Here is a 15237-nt window from a genome sequence, read left to right on the forward strand (position 1 = left end):
ATGAGCTTGCAACAAGATATCCAAGAGTTAAATCTTGAAGATGTAATGGGCGATCGCTTTGGACGTTATTCCAAATATATTATTCAAGATCGTGCCTTACCAGATATTCGAGATGGATTAAAACCTGTACAAAGACGTATTTTATACGCGATGTTTGTAGAAGGGAATACAAGCGAAAAACAATTTAGAAAATCTGCTAAAACTGTCGGTAATGTAATTGGTAATTATCATCCTCATGGGGATTCATCGGTTTATGAAGCGATGGTTCGTTTAAGCCAAGATTGGAAATTAAGAGATGTTTTAGTTGAAATGCATGGGAATAACGGTAGTATGGATGGAGACCCAGCAGCTGCCATGCGTTATACGGAAGCTCGTTTATCAAAAATTTCTGAAGAATTATTACGTGATTTAGACAAAAAAACGGTTGATTTTGTATTAAACTTTGACGATACAGAAGAAGAACCAACTGTTTTACCAGCTCGATTCCCGAATTTATTAGTCAATGGTGCTACAGGGATTTCTGCTGGTTATGCAACTGAAATTCCAACGCATAATTTAGGTGAAGTCATTGATGCAACGATTCATACCATTGATCATCCTAAAGCAACGGTTAAGGAATTAATGCAATTTGTAAAGGGTCCAGATTTTCCAACTGGAGCGATTATTCAAGGGATTGATGAACTAGAACAAGCGTATGAAACAGGAAAAGGAAAAGTAGTGGTTCGTTCTAAAACTTCGATTGAAGACATTAAAGGTGGAAAGAGTCAAATTGTTGTTGCTGAAATTCCTTATGAAGTGAATAAGGCATTATTAGTGAAGAAAATTGATGAAATTCGTCTAAACAAAAAAATTGAAGGTATCGCTGAAGTAAGGGATGAATCAGATCGTACTGGATTACAAATTGTAATTGAATTGAAGAAAGAAGCAAATGCAGAAGGAATTTTAAATTATTTACTAAAAAATACCGAACTTCAAATTAATTATAATTTCAATATGGTTGCCATTGATGCTAGACGTCCAATGCAAGTTGGATTGAAGAAAATAATCGATTCTTATATTGCCCATCAAAAAGAAGTCATTACGAAACGAACTCAGTTTGACTTAAGTAAAGCGCAAGATCGTTTGCATATTGTAGATGGTTTAATGAAAGCTTTATCGATTTTAGATGAAGTGATTGCATTAATTCGCAATAGTAATGATAAAAAAGATGCGAAAGAAAAATTAGTCGAAACTTATGATTTTACAATGACACAAGCGGAAGCAATTGTCAGCTTGCAATTATATCGTTTAACGAATACTGATATTACAATTTTACAAGAAGAAAAATTAGACTTAAATGAACGTGTAGCGACTTTAACAAGCATTCTAAAATCAGAAAAAACGTTATTACAAGTGATGAAGCAAGAATTACGTGAGTTAAAGAAAAAATATGCGACATCTCGTTTAACAGAAATTCAAGCTGAAATTAAAGAAATTAAAATTGAAACAGAGATTTTAATTCCGGAAGAAGAAGTGTATGTAGTAGCTACAAAACAAGGCTATTACAAACGAGTTAGTCCACGTTCGTTTGCTTCAAGTGCTCCTGAAGAGAATGGATTGCGTGAAGGGGACGAAGTCTTACTTGTCCAAAAAGTATCGACTCTAGATAGTTTAGTGTTATTTACGTCTAAAGGGAATTATTTACATCTACCAGTTCATGAAATACCTGAAGCAAAATGGAAAGATGTAGGGCATCATTTAAGTCAATCCATTTCTTTAGCGACTAATGAAATTATTTTAGCCGGTATGGTGAAAGAAAAAGATAGTAATGATGTATATCAAGACTGGACAGTTGTATTCTTTACAAAAGAGGGACTTGTAAAACAAACTGTGTTGAATGAATTTAATACGTATCGAGGGTATAAAACTCGTACAAGTAATGCGATTAAGTTGAAAACAGCAACGGATGAAGTAGTAGCGATTGAAATAGTTCCAAATCAAGAACAAGAAATCTTCATTGTAACGCATTGTGGTTTTGGATTACGTTATGAATTAAGCGAAGTTCCAGTTGTTGGTACGGTTGCAAGTGGAGTTAAAGCGATTAATTTAAGAAAAGATGATTTTGTTGCTGGAGCAATGGTTTATAATCCAGAATCTAAAGTTGTTTCAGCTTTCTTGGCGACTCAACGTGGAGCGGTGAAACGTTTTAATGTTTTAGAGGTTTCTATGCTTACAAGAGCTAAGAGAGGGTTAATGGTCTTACGAGAATTGAAGAGTAATCCTCACCGTGTTGTTTATTTAGATGGTACTATTACATCAAAACAAGAATATGTTATTGTTTCGATAAATGGAGAAATGAAAGAGATTCGTCCAATGGATTTAAGTTTAGTGGATCGTACAAGTAATGGTTCAGCATTGTTAAATGATGCGGATGGATTGACGAAAACGGTCTTGAAGAAGTTTGTATACAATATTTAATAGACTTTCTTAAAATAGTAGTATTAGGACGCTAGCAAACTCGCTCTGCGAGTTTCATAGCTAAATTTTGAGCCTTGGTCTCAAAATTTCCTGCGTGATAAGCCGATTGGCTTATCATGCCCATACTACTATAGAAAGTCTTTGGGGTGGATCATATTTTTTATGAAGAAACGTCTATGAATTTTAATAGACTTTCTTTGTAATAGTAGTATTAGGACGCTAGCAAACTCGCTTTCGTGAGTTTCATAGCTAAATTTTGAGCCTTGGTCTCAAAATTTCCTGCATGATAAACCGATTGGCTTATCATGCCCATACTACTATAGAAAGTCTTTTGGGTATAAAAAACGACAGAACCTTAAATGATTCTGTCGTTTTTCTTTGTCTTAAAAATCAATTTCTGTTGAATATTGACTGGCTGCATTCCATAGTAAGTATTCTTTAATTCCAGCTTCTTTTAAAGCTTTAATTTCTTGGCTAATAACATCAGCTGTGTACAATTGGAAGTTTCCTTCACCTAAATAGTCAGCTGTAAAAGCTTGAATCCATGGTCTTGAAGTAGGAGAGGGATTTAAATCTTTAAAGTACCCATTCTCAATTTTCATATATTGACTTACGATATCATATGGTTGCTTATCCGGTTCTTTTACACCGAACGCTCCATTTACCCAGTGACTTGGGAAAATCATCGGAGAAATGACATCAACATGTTCCGCAATATCCGTGAATTTTTGACCAATCCCACCGATTTTTGAAGCGGTAATCGCGTGTGCCAAAATATCAGCAGAAAGATGAACGCCATATGGTTTTAGCTTAGCACGAACATATTCTACAAAGTCTGTGACTGCAGCAATACGTGCCTCATCCATATCAGTGTAATGACTGTAATCCCCTAAGTCGTAATCTAAAAATTTTTCAATTAATTCAAAACCTAAAGGGAAACGTACATAGTCTAATTGGATATCTTTAAATCCTGCTTTAGCTGCACCTACAGCAATTTCAGCAATATATTCCCAATTTTCTTTTAGGAAAGGATTTAAGAAAGATTCACCTTCATCATTTTCCCAAACAGTTCCCATTTGCGTGCGGAATGTTAAATCAGGATTTTGATAGGGTACTAAGTGATCCCCAAAACTTACAATTCGAGCAATTGGATAGATTTGATGTTTTTCCAAAGTTTTTAGTAATTGTTTTGTGTCTGTAATTTCATTTACGGTATTATTTTGGATTGTTTGATTATCCGTATCTAATGGCATTGTAATTTTTCCATATCCATCACGAACATCAATTACAACTGCATTAGCATCAGTTTTATCAATATATTGTACAATTCTATCAAGTTCAGTTCCTTTTGCTCTAAATGCTTGTACATAGATTCCTTTTACTCCATCTCTAGGGTAGGGAATAGTAATCCCAGAATCATAACTACTATCTGTAGGAAAGTTGACGGGAACTTTTAATAAACTAGCTGTTCTCAATGTTAATTTTTGAGTCGTTTCTTCCTCAGCACGAACTGGATTAAATAGAAGGAGGAATACTCCTAATAAAAGGATACGCATCAATCGATTTATTTTTCTCATGAGCAACTACTCCTTTCTTGTACTCAAGCGAGCCTTAAGAATACGGATAGGTTTGTCAATGGCTGTCAGAGGTTCATTAATTTCTTCCAGTATTTTTTGACGATCAATAGCCGCTTGGTTTAAAACTATGATTTTTTTTCGTAAATCATCATTCGTTAATTTATTTCCAGAAATTTCAACAAAGAATTGTTGTTCATTGTTTAATTGTTCCTCGGATTTTTTGATGTAATCCGTAATACTGTCGACAATTTTTTGCAAGTTTGAGCTTACGATTTTAATTTCAACACTTGGCAAGTTTTTGTCTTGTAAATTACTAAGGTGAGACGCATCATCACGAATCACTTTTAATGTTTTAGTAATTTGTTTTTGAATATCTCTTCTTTGTTGTAGATTATCAAAAACTTTACCTTTTTTCTTAGCGTAATTTGCTAGAGTTGAATCATCAGAGATATCATCTTCCCAATCATTTTGCAAATTTGCTTCAAAAGTTTGGATGTTGTTTAAATGATCAACAACCACAGGTAAGGTATCTTGTACTTCTTGAACAGTTTTTTCAGCACTCTTCTTTGTATTAGAGCAGGCTGCAAATACTAGCAAACTTGCACTAATCAAGAATACCTTCGTAGCAATTTTTTTCATAACACACTCCTTATTTTTCGCATCTTCATTTATAGACACACAAATTACTTTGTTATTATACAGTTTTTTTGTGAAATATACAAATTATTAACTGATTTGATGGCTTTTCCATGTGAAAGTGGGGATGTTTTTGCTATTTTTAGTTTAATTTTTTATTTTTTCTATTTGCTATTCTCTTGTTTGACGAAGATTAATAGAATAGGTACAATAGAACTAATGAGAGTAGAAAGAGGTATTTTATGATTATTTATTTAGTTTTAAGTTTATTATTCATTGTGGCAGATCAGGCCATGAAAGTTTGGATTGTTTCTAATTTTGCGTTACATACTGGTCAAGAATTATTACCAGGAATTGTGAAGTTATTTTATATTCAAAACACGGGTGCAGCATGGGGAATTTTAGCAGGACAACAATTTGTTTTCTATATTATTACAGCTTTTGGGGTTTCTGCGATTTTGTATTTAATGTTTCAAGAAAGAGGAAAATCAAAATTTGCGTTGACAACCTATAGTTTATTATTAGCAGGAGCATTAGGGAATTTTATTGATCGTGTTCGATTAGGATTTGTTGTCGATATGTTTCAATTTGAATTTATCGATTTTCCAATTTTTAATATTGCAGATATTTGTTTAACGGTTGGGGTAGCGGCATTATTCCTATATATTTTAATTGTTGAAAGAAAGAAGGAAAAAAGTGGAAAATAAAATTATTGAATTAACACTATCATTGGACAAAAGTGAAAGACTCGATAAAATTCTAACACAAGAATTATCTCATACTCGTTCAGTCATTCAACAATGGTTAAAATCAGGATTCGTATCGGTAAATGGAGAAATTGTTAAAGCGAACTATAAAGCAAAAGATGGAGACCATGTTACCATTCAAATTGAAGAAGAGGAAGAATTAACGGTTCTTGCAGAAAATATTCCATTAGAAATTGTTTATGAAGATGAACATTTATTAGTCATTAATAAACCAAGTGGTATGGTTGTCCATCCTTCAAAAGGACATTCAACGGGTACATTAGTGAATGCATTACTTTACCATGTGGATCAGTTATCCAAGGGGTCTGAAACTTATCGTCCGGGAATTGTGCACCGAATTGACAAGGATACATCTGGATTATTAGTTGTAGCAAAAACACCACAAGCTCATGTCGGTTTATCGAATCAATTAATGGATCATTCCATGACTCGTAGTTATGTGGCAATTGTAGATGGAAGATTTGAGCATATTACTGGTACAGTGGATGCACCATTAGCTAGAGATCCACATAATCGTCTAAAGCGTTGTGTTCAAAAAGAAGGAAAACAAGCAATTACTCATTTTACAGTCATTCAAGCGTTAAAAGACACAAGTGTGTTACGACTAAATCTAGAAACAGGAAGAACACATCAAATTCGTGCCCATATGGATTTTATTCAGCATCCGATTTTAAATGATCCGATGTATCATCCAAATGGAAAAAATGCCACAGAATTTGGGCAATATTTACATGCTGAGACTTTAGGATTTGTTCATCCGATTAGTAAAGAAAAACTATATTTTGAAAGTCCATTACCACAAGAATTCGAAGAAAAGATTCAAGAACTACAGTAGAGGAGTATGGATATGACAGAAAAATTCTTATTAGATGAAGCAACCATTAATCGTTCAATGACACGCATTTCTTATGAAATTATTGAGCAATATAAAACTGTTGAAGATTTAGTACTAGTTGGTATTAAGACTAGAGGAGTTCATATTGCTAGACGATTACAAAAGAAAATTGAATCCATTGAAAAACAACCTGTTTTATTAGGTGAAATTGATATCACCTTATATAGAGATGATCGTCACGAACCAGATCCATCAGTTGATCCTATTATTAATGGAACAAATATTCCTTTTTCATTAAATGGAAAAAATGTTGTATTAGTAGATGATGTTATTTTCACAGGAAGAACAGTACGTTCTGCATTAAATGCTTTAATGGAATATGGCCGACCAAAAACAATAAGTTTAGCAGTCTTAATTGATAGAGGGCATCGTGAATTACCAATTCGTCCGGATTATGTCGGAAAAAATATTCCAACTTCACAAAAAGAAGAAATTTTAGTGAAATTACATGAAGTTGACGATGAAGAATGTGTTACTTTAAAAAAAGTATAGGGAATGTATCAAAATAGTTGCATTCTAATTCAGATTAGTGTAATATAACTAACGGTATAAAAACCATATTTCACACCTAATTGGATGATAAGGGTGGTGCTTAGGAATAAGTACCCTTGTCGATGAAAATTGGGGAGGAAAAATAAAACCAAAATTGGAGGAAAACAAAAATGGCAGTTATTTCAATGAAACAATTGTTAGAAGCTGGTGTACATTTCGGTCACCAAACACGTCGCTGGAACCCTAAGATGAAGAGATACATCTTCACAGAAAGAAATGGTATCTATATCATCGACTTACAAAAAACCGTTAAATTAGTGGACGACGCATACAACTACATGCGTGAAGTTGCTCAAGACGGAGGTATTGCTTTATTCGTAGGTACTAAAAAACAAGCACAAGATGCTGTTAAAGATGAAGCAATCCGTACTGGTCAATACTATGTTAACCATCGTTGGTTAGGTGGTATGTTGACTAACTGGGATACAATCCAAACACGTATCAACCGCTTGAAAAAAATTAAAGAAATGCAAGAAGACGGTACTTTCGAAGTATTACCTAAAAAAGAAGTTGGTGTTCTATTAAAAGAATTAGACAAACTTGAAAAATACTTAGGTGGTATTAAAGATATGCCACGCATTCCTGATGTAATGTTTATCGTTGACCCTCGTAAAGAACGTATTGCAGTTCAAGAAGCTCACAAATTAAACATTCCAATCGTTGCTATGGTTGACACAAACTGTGACCCTGATGAAATCGATGTTGTTATTCCATCAAATGACGATGCAATCCGTGCGGTTAAATTAATCGTAGCTAAAATGGCAGATGCATTCGTTGAAGGTAACCAAGGTGAAGACGTAGCAGTTGACGAAGAAGACTTAGATAAAGATACTTCATTAGAAGATATTGAAAAATTAGTTGAAGGCGACAACGCTGAATAATCACTAACCAGTAGGCTGTTTGGAATCGGAAAAGAAAACTTTCATCCAAACAGCTTTTTTTAAAAATAATTTTTGTAAATTTATAACATTTAGGAGGAAATTGAAATGGCACAAATTTCAGCACAATTAGTAAAACAACTACGTGACATGACTGGCGTAGGGATGATGGATGCTAAAAAAGCATTAGTTCAAACTGAAGGAGATATCGATGCAGCCGTTGACTACTTACGTGAAAATGGTTTAGCAAAAGCAGCTAAAAAAGCTGACCGTATTGCAGCAGAAGGTATTACAAACGTATTAGTAGATGGAAACGTTGCAGTTGTATTAGAAGTAAATGCTGAAACAGACTTCGTTGCTAAAAACGACAAATTCCAAGCATTAGTAGCTAAATTATCACAAGTAATTTTAGCAAACAAACCAGCTGACTTAGAAGCTGCTTTAGAAATCGTTACTGATGAAGGTAAAGTATCAGATGTAATCGCTGAAGCAACTACAGTTATCGGAGAAAAAATTTCATTACGTCGTTTTGAAATCGTTGAAAAATCTGATGCAGATGCATTCGGAGCATACTTACACATGGGCGGACGTATCGGTGTGTTAACTATATTAGAAGGTTCTTCAGATGCAGATGCTGCTAAAGACATTGCTATGCACGTTGCAGCAATCAATCCTAAATATGTTGACCGTTCAGAAGTTTCTGCTGATGAATTAGAACATGAGAAAAAAGTTCTTACAGAACAAGCATTAAACGAAGGTAAACCAGCTAATATCGTTGAAAAAATGATTGCTGGACGTTTAAACAAATTCTTAGCTGAAATCAGCTTGAACGACCAACCATTCGTTAAAGATCCAGATACAACAGTATCTAAATATGCTGCTTCTAAAGGTGGTAAAGTTAAATTATTCCACCGTTATGAAGTTGGTGAAGGTTTAGAAAAACGTGTTGACAACTTTGTTGAAGAAGTAATGGGACAAGTTAAAAAATAATTGATTTCAATTAGTGGGGAATAAGGTAGGAAGCTGCCCTCTATTCCCCTTTTTTTTAGACTTAATTCACTAAGAATCTATATAAGAGGAGTCCTTACAATGGTTGAACCAAAATATAAACGTGTTGTATTAAAATTAAGTGGAGAAGCATTAGCTGGCCAAACAGGTTTTGGTATTAATCCTCCAACTATTAAAGAAATTGTTAAAGAAATTAAAGAAGTTCATGATTTAGGCGTTCAAATTGCAATCGTTGTTGGTGGCGGAAATATTTGGCGTGGAGTAACAGGAGAAGAAGTAGGAATGGAACGTGCACAAGCAGACTATATGGGTATGCTTGCTACAGTTATGAATGCCTTAGCACTTCAAGATGCATTAGAAAACATTGGAGTTCCTACTCGTGTTCAAACTTCTATTGAAATGCGTCAAATTGCGGAGCCATATATTCGTAGAAAAGCTGTAAGAAATCTTGAAAAATCTCGAGTTGTAATTTTTGCAGGTGGTACAGGAAATCCTTATTTTTCTACAGATACTGCAGCTGCATTACGTGCTGCTGAAATTGGAGCAGATGCAATTTTAATGGCTAAAAATAATGTTGATGGTGTGTATAGTGCAGACCCTCGTATTGATACAAACGCCATTAAATTTACGGAGTTAACACATTTAGATATCATTCAAAAAGGATTAAAAGTTATGGATACAACTGCTAGTTCGTTATCTATGGATAATGATATTCCATTAGTTGTCTTCAATTTAAATGAAACAGGAAATATTCGTCGAGTTGTTCTTGGTGAAAATATCGGTACAACTGTAAGGGGGAAATAATATGACAGCAACTGAAATTATTGCAAATGCAAAAGAACGTATGAAAAAAACTGAAGATGCTCTACAACGTGAATTAGGCGGAATTCGTGCTGGACGTGCGAATGCAAGTCTATTAGATCGCCTACAAGTTGAGTATTATGGAGTTCCAACTCCAGTTAATCAATTAGCTTCTGTAACAGTTCCTGAAGCTCGTATGCTTTTAATTACACCTTATGACAAATCTAGTTTACAAGATATTGAACGTGCAATTTTAATGTCTGATATTGGGATTACACCAACAAATGATGGTAGCGTTGTTCGTTTAGTCATTCCACAATTAACAGAAGAACGTCGTAAAGAATTAGCAAAACAAGTAGGAAAAGAAGCTGAAGGTGCTAAAGTAAGTGTTCGTAATATTCGTCGTGATGCCATTGAACATTTAAAGAAAGCTGAAAAAAATAAAGAAATCACTGAAGATGATTTACGTGGATATGAAAAAGATATTCAAAAATTAACGGATGACAGTGTAAAAAACATTGATCACTTAGCACAAGTAAAAGAAAAAGAATTATTAGAAGTATAATTCATCCTGTGACAACAAATCTTAGTTCATGTATAAGATTTGTTGTCATTTATTTTTTGAATCGTTGAGAGGAGATTTTATGAAATTAACAAAGAAGCAACAATTTTTACTTGTTAAATTAGCGATATTAGTCCTTATTCTAATTATTTCTGGAATTAGTTTTTTCTCGAACAATCAAAAGAAAATTCCCAATAAATCAAATGCTAGTCAAACACAAGTTGAAAGTACAGTAGATTTTTCTGGTTATAATAAGTCAAAAAAATATACCCTCGAAGTTGGTAAAGTAGCTGATGGTGATACATTCCATGTTCGATTAGATGGGAAAGAGTTCAAAATTCGTTTATTACTAATTGATACGCCAGAAACAGCTAAAGAAGGAAAAGCTGCTCAACCATTTGCAGATCAAGCGAAACAAAGAACAGAAGAATTACTAAAGAAAGCTAAAAAAGTCGAAGGTAAATTTGATGTAGGGGATTATACAGATAAATATGGACGTGCTTTGATGTATGTATATTTAGATGGAAAATTATTACAGCAAACTTTAGTCGAAGAAAGTTTAGCAAGAGTAGGATATGCTCATCCACCAAATACAAGTCTATTAAAAGATTTACAAAAAGTAGAAGATCAAACGAAGAAGAAAAAGAAAAATATTTGGGAAAAAGATGGCTATGTAACAAACCGTGGATTTGATACAAGTGTGTACTAATTCGTTTCGTTATGATATAATTTTGCCAAGATTATTGTTAAGGGGGGCAGGGGTATGAAAAAAAGAAGTTTTATGGCAACCATTTTATTTTTGATTTTTTTGGTAGTTGTCTTTACTGTCTTTTTCAATGATAAAAAGATGATTGCAGTATTTGCATCTATTGGAGCTGCAGTTTATGCTGTAACTATTAAAAGAATGAAAGATTCCGAAAACGAATAATTAAGTAAAAGTTAAGTACTAAATATAGTGTTTTACGCCTTAGATGGATTCTATGACCTGTGTATCAAAACTGTTTTTGGCGTTATATCAAGTTTTATCCAAGTGTACCATAACAGTTTTTATCTATATATTGTGTTTTAAAAAATAAAATAAAAATTTTAAGCACAATATATTGTATTTTAACCAGATATGAGGTATCATACTACCTGTATGAACCATAAGGGAGAGATGTATATGTCAAAACGTCAAATTACACTATATTCAAAACCAAATTGTATGCAATGCAATTTTACAAAACAATTTTTTGAGGATAATCAAGTACCATTTGTCATCAAGGATGTGTTTGAATCAGAAGAAGCTTTAGAAGAAGTGAAAGCTTTAGGCTTCCAATCATTACCAGTAATTGTAGCGGAAGGTATTGAACCATTCTTTGGTTTCCGCCCAGATATTTTAGAAACATTAGTTGGCTAAGAATTTAACATTGAATTTTTAAAACGATTTTTCTGCGTAGCGGAGTGCTACAAATAGAAAAATCGTTTTATTTTTGTTTACAAATTCATCGTTATATGGTTAAGTTAAGGGGAATAAACGATAGGAGGTTCTTATGAGTTTCGAAGTCATTCTTACAAAAGAAACAAGTGCGAAAGTTTCGCATATTGCTACAAAAATTGCAGATTGGTTAAAACAATCTAGCCAGAATCAAGTTATTTATCTTGTACCAGACCACATTAAGTTTTCTGCAGAATTAGAAATGATTCAACAAGTGGGGCAGTTATTACAACAACCACAGAATTCTTATGCTGTGACAAAATTACAAGTATACAGTTTTAAGCGATTAGCTTGGTATTTTTTAAGAGATCATGCTGCACTTCAACGTCCGTCTTTATCCAAGGTTGGAATTTGTATGATATTACAAAAAATATTATCTGAATATCAAGATGAATTAGTGTTATTTAATAAGGAATCTCGTCATAAAGGTTTTATTGAACGTTTATCTGCTGTCATGCAAGAATTTCGTTTAGGAGGAATCGAAGTAGAGGATTTCTCAGAGTGGTTTGAACAGGATTCTTACGAAGAAATTGATCAACGTTTGAAAGAATTTGGCATCATTTATAAACATTATTTAGAATATTTAAAACAAGATTTTGTTCAATCAGAAGATTTATTATGTATATTAGCGCAAGAAATTTCATCTATGGATTTATCAAATACGTATGTTGTGATTGATCAATCGTATCACTTAAATGCGATGGAATTAGAAGTAATTGATGCATTAGTGAAATCGTGCGGAGGAGTAGAGTTTTATACTACTGCAACAACAGATGCTTTTAAACCAAAAGAAACACTAGAATCTAGTTTATTTGATTCCAATCGTCAATTAATTTCTCGCTTACTAAATTGGTTAATGATTGATGAAAGTAATCCTGTTTTAAAAGAATTAAAAGAAGGAAATAACACTTATCATCCTGACTTTTTCGAACTTGAACAATATTGGTTAGAAACAAGTGGGGGACTTGAAACTACTTCAAATCGTACATCACGGAAAATTGAAGCTTTACAATGGACAACTTATGAAGATGAACGTCAAGAAATCCAAGAAACATTAGCAACCATTAAAACATTAGTTGATAGTGGAAAATATCGTTACCAAGATATTCAAATTTTATCGAGAAATTTAGAAGAACAACAAACACTCCTGCAACCTTTATTAGAAACGTATCAAATTCCTTATTTCATGGATTTATCAGATACAATGGAGCATCATCCACTCATTCAAGTACTAGACGCGATTTTTGCTATCCAGAAGCATTTTTGGCGTTATCATGACATAATGAACCTATTAAGAAGTGAATATTGTTTCTGGCCCTTAAATCGAGCAAATATAGTGAATAAGGATGATGAGGAAGTTACGCTAAGAGATGCCTTGATTCAATATCGTCAAACATTAGATGAAACTGAAACAATTATACTAGCTCAAGGCTATGAAGGAAAAGATTGGATTTCAAGTAAAACATGGAATTATCAAGTTGAAAATATTGATGAAGATAGCTTAAGTAGCAGAGAAGTGCTAGTTCATCAACAATTAACACAAGCACAAGAACTACGAGAGCAAATCGTCTCTTTATTAGAACCATTTTATAAAAAATTGGATAAAGTTGAGACAACAAAAGAAGCGATCACTCTCCTATATCAATTATTAGAAAAAATTGGTGTAACGGAAGCATTCTTATACTGGAGAAATCATGCTGCCAATAGTGGAGACATTCAAACAGCTCGTAGACAAGATCAAGTATGGAATGAATTTCTAAAATTATTAGAAGAGTATGTTTATATTTTTGGAGATGAGCCGTTTGATTGGGAAATATTCCAATTATTATTACATACAGGATTTGAACATACACACTATAATATGGCTCCATCTACGTTAGACCAATTAACGTGTACGGGAATTGATTCTGTCCGCTATTCTCCTAAAAAGGTTACATTTGTTATTGGATTATCTCAAGGAGTCCTTCCTAGAATGGAAGAGGAGAGTGGTTTAATTACCGATGAAGAAAGAGAATATTTATTAAGTAAATTAGATAGTGGACGTTTCTTACATCCAACAACGATTCAAAAACAATCCGTAGAGCCATTTTTATTTTATAAAGTGTTAACTTCCGCAACTGAAAAGTTATATTTATCAATGCATCATACAGATAAAGGTACTAAATTAAAACCTTCTAGCTTTGTAGAACGTATTTTAAATAAATTTGAGATTACTACTCAAGATGGCAATCAAAAACAACAAGAACGTTTTGAACAGGGTGATTTTGTAACAATTCATGAATTATTTACAACGTTACTACAAAAACTTCGTCAGTATAAATTCTCAAAAGAAGAAGATATCCCATCGATTTGGCTTACTTTACCACATTTATTAAAACAGGATAAAGATTTCCAAAATCAGTATCACACATTAGTAAACAGTGTATTCCATTTAAATATTGCCAAGCAATTACCAAAAGAATTAGCTGCTGAACTATATGGAAATCATTTATACTTATCGACTTCTCAAGTGGAAACATTTTATAAAGATCCATTTAGTCATTTCTTACAATATGGTTTAAATCTAAGAGAACGTAGAGAGTTCGAGTTAACAGCTGCTGGATCTGGGGAATACTTCCATGAGACATTTGACCAGTTTATTCGTAAAGTTCATGAATTACAGTTAGATATTCGTTCTATTGATAAAACAACAACAGAAACATTATTAAAAGAAATCTTTGATTCTATGAATAAAGATGCAAGATTCCAAATTTTAAATGCATCTCCTAGAATGAATTGGACAAAAGTTTTACTACAAGACACAATTCGACAAACATTAGCTGCAGCATTAATGCAATTGCAACAATTACAAGTAACACCATGGAAAACAGAAGTTGTTTTTGGTGCAAAATCTGATAAGAAAATTGAAATTCCATTGAACGATACACAGTCTTTATTTATTCGTGGGAAAATTGACCGTATTGACCTTTTAGAAACCGAAAAGGGATATCACTTAGGAATTGTCGATTATAAATCTTCAGCACAAAAATTTGATATCAATCGATTACGTTATGGGATTCAATTACAGCTATTAACCTACTTATCAGTCGCTAGAAACATTGTTTCTGACCAATTTAAGAAAACTGTGACGCCTTATGGTGGATTATATATGCATGTTTTTCAACCAATCTTTAATGCTAAAGAGCTGAAATCAGATCCAGATTTTGAAGAAACTCGTCTGAAGAAATATAAATTATCTGGATTATTAACGAATGATTTAGGAGTTCTGCAACAAGTTCAACCTGATTTTGAAGCAGGAGACTCTATTGTATTACCATTTGGCGTTAAGAAAGATGGAGAATACAAGGCAACTAGCCAAGTCTATGCTCCTGATGATATCAATTTATTAATGGACTTTGCTTTCTATCAATTGAAAACTGCTGGAGAAAGAATTTTAAATGGAGAAAATCAAATTGCCCCATTTGATGAATTAAAAGAATATGCAGATTCAGTGAATGGAAAATTCAGTGCAATTTCAATGTTTGATGCAACAAATCCAGAAAATAACTATCAATTTTTAACGAAAATGCCTCTTCAAGAGAACTTAACTTGGATGAGAAATAAAATTGACGGAAAGGAGGAATAGTG

Annotated in this window: 14 protein-coding genes; 12 read left to right on the forward strand and 2 right to left on the reverse strand. The window is 33.1% G+C overall.

Annotated features, from left to right (window positions below; all coding sequences use genetic code 11):
- Positions 1 to 2457: a DNA topoisomerase IV subunit A gene (parC, locus tag RWM24_RS02170; protein WP_314111097.1), complete on the forward strand. Its 2457-nt coding sequence runs from the start codon at positions 1 to 3 to the stop codon at positions 2455 to 2457.
- Between the two features lie 383 nt (positions 2458 to 2840).
- Here parC and RWM24_RS02175 read toward each other — a convergent pair whose 3' ends face one another.
- Both RWM24_RS02175 and RWM24_RS02180 read right to left on the reverse strand, forming a co-directional pair.
- Positions 2841 to 4034 (reverse strand): putative glycoside hydrolase, encoded by a 1194-nt coding sequence (locus tag RWM24_RS02175; RefSeq protein WP_314111099.1) that lies wholly within the window; start codon positions 4032 to 4034, stop codon positions 2841 to 2843.
- Positions 4035 to 4040: 6 nt separating this feature from the next.
- On the reverse strand, positions 4041 to 4673 hold the full coding sequence (locus tag RWM24_RS02180; protein WP_314111100.1) for a YkyA family protein: 633 nt from the start codon (positions 4671 to 4673) through the stop codon (positions 4041 to 4043).
- A gap of 239 nt (positions 4674 to 4912) precedes the next feature.
- Between RWM24_RS02180 and lspA the strand changes: the two genes are divergently transcribed.
- The 11 genes from lspA (at position 4913) to RWM24_RS02235 (ending at position 15235) form a co-directional block, all read left to right on the forward strand.
- Positions 4913 to 5377: a signal peptidase II gene (gene lspA, locus RWM24_RS02185; protein WP_314111102.1), complete on the forward strand. Its 465-nt coding sequence runs from the start codon at positions 4913 to 4915 to the stop codon at positions 5375 to 5377.
- A gap of 1 nt (position 5378) precedes the next feature.
- On the forward strand, positions 5379 to 6272 hold the full coding sequence (locus RWM24_RS02190) for an RluA family pseudouridine synthase (protein WP_314111200.1): 894 nt from the start codon (positions 5379 to 5381) through the stop codon (positions 6270 to 6272).
- A 12-nt stretch (positions 6273 to 6284) separates the two neighbouring features.
- A complete protein-coding gene (pyrR, locus tag RWM24_RS02195; protein ID WP_314111104.1) occupies positions 6285 to 6824 on the forward strand; it encodes a bifunctional pyr operon transcriptional regulator/uracil phosphoribosyltransferase PyrR in 540 nt (179 codons plus the stop codon).
- A gap of 170 nt (positions 6825 to 6994) precedes the next feature.
- Positions 6995 to 7765: a 30S ribosomal protein S2 gene (gene rpsB, locus RWM24_RS02200; protein ID WP_314111106.1), complete on the forward strand. Its 771-nt coding sequence runs from the start codon at positions 6995 to 6997 to the stop codon at positions 7763 to 7765.
- A gap of 105 nt (positions 7766 to 7870) precedes the next feature.
- On the forward strand, positions 7871 to 8752 hold the full coding sequence (gene tsf, locus RWM24_RS02205; RefSeq protein ID WP_314111107.1) for a translation elongation factor Ts: 882 nt from the start codon (positions 7871 to 7873) through the stop codon (positions 8750 to 8752).
- A 99-nt stretch (positions 8753 to 8851) separates the two neighbouring features.
- Positions 8852 to 9574, forward strand: a complete 723-nt coding sequence (gene pyrH, locus RWM24_RS02210; protein WP_314111108.1) for a UMP kinase — start codon at positions 8852 to 8854, stop codon at positions 9572 to 9574.
- A gap of 1 nt (position 9575) precedes the next feature.
- Complete coding sequence (frr, locus tag RWM24_RS02215; protein ID WP_006702655.1) at positions 9576 to 10136, forward strand: ribosome recycling factor; 561 nt, start codon at positions 9576 to 9578, stop codon at positions 10134 to 10136.
- 79 nt (positions 10137 to 10215) lie between these two features.
- A complete protein-coding gene (locus tag RWM24_RS02220; RefSeq protein ID WP_314111110.1) occupies positions 10216 to 10842 on the forward strand; it encodes a thermonuclease family protein in 627 nt (208 codons plus the stop codon).
- A gap of 54 nt (positions 10843 to 10896) precedes the next feature.
- On the forward strand, positions 10897 to 11061 hold the full coding sequence (locus RWM24_RS02225; RefSeq protein WP_314111112.1) for a hypothetical protein: 165 nt from the start codon (positions 10897 to 10899) through the stop codon (positions 11059 to 11061).
- Positions 11062 to 11295: 234 nt separating this feature from the next.
- Positions 11296 to 11532: a glutaredoxin-like protein NrdH gene (nrdH, locus tag RWM24_RS02230; protein WP_314111114.1), complete on the forward strand. Its 237-nt coding sequence runs from the start codon at positions 11296 to 11298 to the stop codon at positions 11530 to 11532.
- Positions 11533 to 11665: 133 nt separating this feature from the next.
- Positions 11666 to 15235 carry a PD-(D/E)XK nuclease family protein gene (locus RWM24_RS02235; protein WP_314111116.1) on the forward strand — a complete coding sequence of 1190 codons (3570 nt, stop codon included), beginning with the start codon at positions 11666 to 11668 and terminating at the stop codon, positions 15233 to 15235.
- Positions 15236 to 15237 lie beyond the last annotated feature (2 nt).

This window comes from uncultured Granulicatella sp. (assembly GCF_963516875.1).
GTDB lineage: Bacteria > Bacillota > Bacilli > Lactobacillales > Aerococcaceae > Granulicatella.